This window comes from [Clostridium] citroniae WAL-17108 (assembly GCF_000233455.1).
Lineage (GTDB): Bacteria > Bacillota > Clostridia > Lachnospirales > Lachnospiraceae > Enterocloster > Enterocloster citroniae.
Genome location: NZ_JH376428.1, coordinates 155,161 through 158,191 on the forward strand (window position 1 = coordinate 155,161; position 3,031 = coordinate 158,191).

7 protein-coding genes are annotated in these 3,031 nt (G+C 56.0%); all 7 read right to left on the reverse strand.

All coding sequences use genetic code 11. The annotated features are described in order from the left end of the window. On the reverse strand, window positions 1-209 hold a 209-nt coding region (locus HMPREF9469_RS23910; protein ID WP_007868071.1), incomplete at its 3' end, for a hypothetical protein. Window positions 210-211: 2 nt separating this feature from the next. Further along, complete coding sequence (locus tag HMPREF9469_RS23915) at window positions 212-598, reverse strand: VVA0879 family protein (protein ID WP_007868073.1); 387 nt, start codon at window positions 596-598, stop codon at window positions 212-214. A gap of 19 nt (window positions 599-617) precedes the next feature. Further along, a complete protein-coding gene (locus HMPREF9469_RS23920) occupies window positions 618-821 on the reverse strand; it encodes a hypothetical protein (RefSeq protein WP_002572743.1) in 204 nt (67 codons plus the stop codon). Then, on the reverse strand, window positions 821-1,096 hold the full coding sequence (locus tag HMPREF9469_RS23925) for a hypothetical protein (RefSeq protein ID WP_007868075.1): 276 nt from the start codon (window positions 1,094-1,096) through the stop codon (window positions 821-823). The genes HMPREF9469_RS23920 and HMPREF9469_RS23925 overlap by 1 nt, the downstream gene beginning before the upstream one ends. After that, a complete protein-coding gene (locus HMPREF9469_RS23930) occupies window positions 1,093-1,524 on the reverse strand; it encodes a regulatory protein GemA (protein ID WP_007868076.1) in 432 nt (143 codons plus the stop codon). Before HMPREF9469_RS23930 ends, HMPREF9469_RS23925 begins: the two co-directional genes overlap by 4 nt. Further along, the gene (locus tag HMPREF9469_RS23935; RefSeq protein ID WP_007868078.1) at window positions 1,508-1,789 is read right to left on the reverse strand and encodes a hypothetical protein; all 282 of its coding nucleotides are present in this window, start codon (window positions 1,787-1,789) and stop codon (window positions 1,508-1,510) included. Before HMPREF9469_RS23935 ends, HMPREF9469_RS23930 begins: the two co-directional genes overlap by 17 nt. Window positions 1,790-1,803: 14 nt before the next feature. Continuing rightward, window positions 1,804-2,853, reverse strand: a complete 1,050-nt coding sequence (locus HMPREF9469_RS23940) for an AAA family ATPase (RefSeq protein WP_007868083.1) — start codon at window positions 2,851-2,853, stop codon at window positions 1,804-1,806. Window positions 2,854-3,031: the final 178 nt, after the last annotated feature.

Below are 3,031 nucleotides of genomic sequence, written 5' to 3' on the forward strand. Positions count from 1 at the left end.
TGGGCCCTTCCTGATAGCTCAATATCCATTTCCTCTAATTCGTCAAACGCCTCCAGCTGGCCTTTTTTTAATGTTTTCCGGAATCTCTGGTGGGCTTCATAGTTCTCCTTCATCCAGCGTTTATATGCGCGGGAATAGTCCATTCCGTCAGCCGGACGGAAATCACCATGGAATATGCGTTTAAAGAGCTTCGTATGTTTCCCTGGCATGACTACACCTCCTGTCCTGCAAACGCAAAACACTCCGTTCCGATTCCTTCTTCATCCAGGACAATAATCCCCTTCCCATTCGGGATACCAAAGAGTCCATAAGCCGCCCAGTTGCAGCCAGACGCATCTCCCGCCTTCGGGGCCCCCTTTCCCGTATATCTTCCAAGGCACTCCTGGCAGGCACAGTTTGGTCCTTTGGCTCCGGCCTCTTTAAAATCCCTGATTGATGCAATATGTCCGCACATAGGGCACTCAAACTTCCAATCCATGTAGTCCTTACCAAAACGTCTTTTTCCTTCCTCCCTCCATTCCTGGATTGTCATTATCTTATGCGTGGCATCCTCAACGACCTTGGTCGCTCCTGTGTGTAACTTAATTGTCCGTTTCATCTCCACTCTCCTCTCTTTACTATTCTATCCTATGGCTCCGGCGCACTATCTCCTCATGGTACTGCTTTGCATTCTCCGCCTTCCGGTCCCATAAGGCCCACATGCAATGCAGGACCCCCAGGAGGTAGGACTGGGCAAGGGCCGCATCCGCCCAGGACTTTTCATCCAGATAATCCTGGTATTCCCGGTATTTCCGGTCAAACAGCTGCATCAGTCCTTCCATCAGCTCAGCATCCCTTCCGGCGTATCCTTCTTCATCTGCTCCTTCTCTATTTCCCGGCGCACATGTTCCCCCAGCTCCAGGGTCTGCTTCAGCTGGACCGCCTCCCTGGCAAGCTGGCTTTCACGGAGAAGGGCCTCCACCTCCAGCTCCATCCAATCGGATTTTTGTTGCTGTGTAGCTGGATGCCCCAGGTAGATGGCCGTGGCTTCCAACTGCGCACATAGGAACCCCGCCATAGCAGACCCAAACGTCCCCTTACCTTCCTTATCCTTCATCCCCGGCCATCCTCCTTTTCCGGCTTCCGCTCCAGGATGGCCTTCATGGCCTCAATCAATCCCTGGCACTGGTAATAGGTCAGCCATTCCACTGCGTCCACCCAGTACATCCGGTGGCACAGGGCACGGACCTGCCGCTCCTCCCAGCCCAGCTTCTCCTTCAGCTGGCCTATCTTTCGGCGCTGCCGTCCGGTCTGCGGGTTCCCCCTGCGCTCCGGCAGCCTCCCTTCCTGCCGTTTGATATCGTCCTTCTGTTTCTGCAGGATATGGCAGACACGGGACAGCTCCGACCGGTTCAGCTCACGGATGCTGTCCTTCCCGGTCTCACGGGCCACCAGCAGGTGCAGCTCCTCCTCGGTCAGCCCCAGCTCCTTTGATTTGGCTAACCCCCACAGGGTCTTGATGGTATACCTATATCCCGTTCCCATAGGCTTCCCCTCCTCCTGGCAGGCAGGGCACTTCCCTCCTGAGCCGGCTCCTGCGTTCCTGTAGGAACACAGGGATTTGGGGTCCCGTCTCCCTGACCTTTGGCGCAGCCGGTTCCCGCACCTCCGCGGAACTGGCCTTCAGGTTGATATCATAGGCTCCCAGCTCCCCAAGTTGCTGGAGGATATATCCCATGATGTCCGCCTCCCCCAGGTTCACCTTGTCCTCCGGGCATGTGTATGTGATGGTCAGTATCTTGCGTTTCATCGTCCATTCCCTCCCTACAGCAGCATCATGGCGGATGCCTCGTTGATGATTGTTTCCGTGATGGTCGTCTGTTCCCGTTCCCGCATCAGACGGATGATGTTGTTCATGGTCCGGTCAAACAGCCGGAAACAGCCGTTCTTGCTGTTCCTGGCCCGGCTGGTCAGCACCTCCATGGCCCTCTCCTCCACGCTCCAGTCCTCCAGGTAGCGCTCTACCTCGGCTTTTCCCAGACCATGGAGCCGGTACGCAAAGTCCATACGGTTGGCAAACCGTTCATCATACGCAGCCAGGTGGGCCTCCAGGGACAGCTCCCCGGCCAGTACCATCCCTACCGCGGCCGAATCCATGATGGTGCGCAGCAGCTCAATCTTCTTGATGGTGTACTTGTTGATGAGCTTGTCCGCCTCGTCCACTATCATCAGATACCCCCGGTTCACGTTGAAGAACTCACAGATTTCCTCCAGACGTTCGTCATTCGTACCGTAACGCTTTGGCAGGCACAGCTGCTTCTCTATCCGCCTTACCAGGTCCCGGCAGCTCATGGACTCGTTGCACTCGATGTAGATGACACGGGGCAGCCTGGCGTACTGCTTCAGGCTGTAGGTCTTACCGTAGCCGGACCGCCCCACCACGATGGCGCTTCCCTGCTGTTGCTGGCACAGGTTGCAGATGCCTACTATGTTGATGTAATCATCGGATTCAAACACATCCGGCTTGCTTCCCATCCGGGGCGGCTCTTCCTCTTCCAGCAGCGGCTCCTGCTCTCCCGCTTCCTCCGGTTCTTTCTGGGTGGCAAACTGGCGGGCAATCTGCTGGGCATACTTATCTGCCACCTGCGGTTTTTCCTGCCGGAAGGCTGCTTCCTGTTCCTCTGTCTCCTCCAGCCACCTCTCCAGACGTTCCTCCAGCTTTACTGGCCTGCTTGGATATTTCCCGTTTAAGTACTGGCTCAGCATGGAGCGGGAGCACTTCATCCCTTCCTTATCAAACTGCCAGGCCAGCTCCGCCTTGTTCATGTTTATGATTCTTAATCTGAGGCACACACGTTCTGCCAGACTTTTCATTTACGATACCCTTCCTTTCCGTTTGATTGGTTTATGTGTTGGGACTTAACCCATGTTGCGCAGCTTCTCCAGCGCCTCGCGGCCCTGTCTGGCGATATATTCCGACTGCCGCGCCGCCTTCCTGTGTTCCCGGTAGCTCTCCTCCTTCGGCAGCGTGATGACCTTCCGGCTGTTCCCT

What these genes read in the sequence shown, in the direction of transcription:
- HMPREF9469_RS23915 (WP_007868073.1), bottom strand. Translation starts at nt 598, where the DNA reads ATGAAACGGACAATTAAGTTACACACAGGAGCGACCAAGGTCGTTGAG.
- HMPREF9469_RS23920 (WP_002572743.1), bottom strand. Translation starts at nt 821, where the DNA reads ATGGAAGGACTGATGCAGCTGTTTGACCGGAAATACCGGGAATACCAG.
- HMPREF9469_RS23925 (WP_007868075.1), bottom strand. Translation starts at nt 1,096, where the DNA reads ATGAAGGATAAGGAAGGTAAGGGGACGTTTGGGTCTGCTATGGCGGGG.
- HMPREF9469_RS23930 (WP_007868076.1), bottom strand. Translation starts at nt 1,524, where the DNA reads ATGGGAACGGGATATAGGTATACCATCAAGACCCTGTGGGGGTTAGCC.
- HMPREF9469_RS23935 (WP_007868078.1), bottom strand. Translation starts at nt 1,789, where the DNA reads ATGAAACGCAAGATACTGACCATCACATACACATGCCCGGAGGACAAG.
- HMPREF9469_RS23940 (WP_007868083.1), bottom strand. Translation starts at nt 2,853, where the DNA reads ATGAAAAGTCTGGCAGAACGTGTGTGCCTCAGATTAAGAATCATAAAC.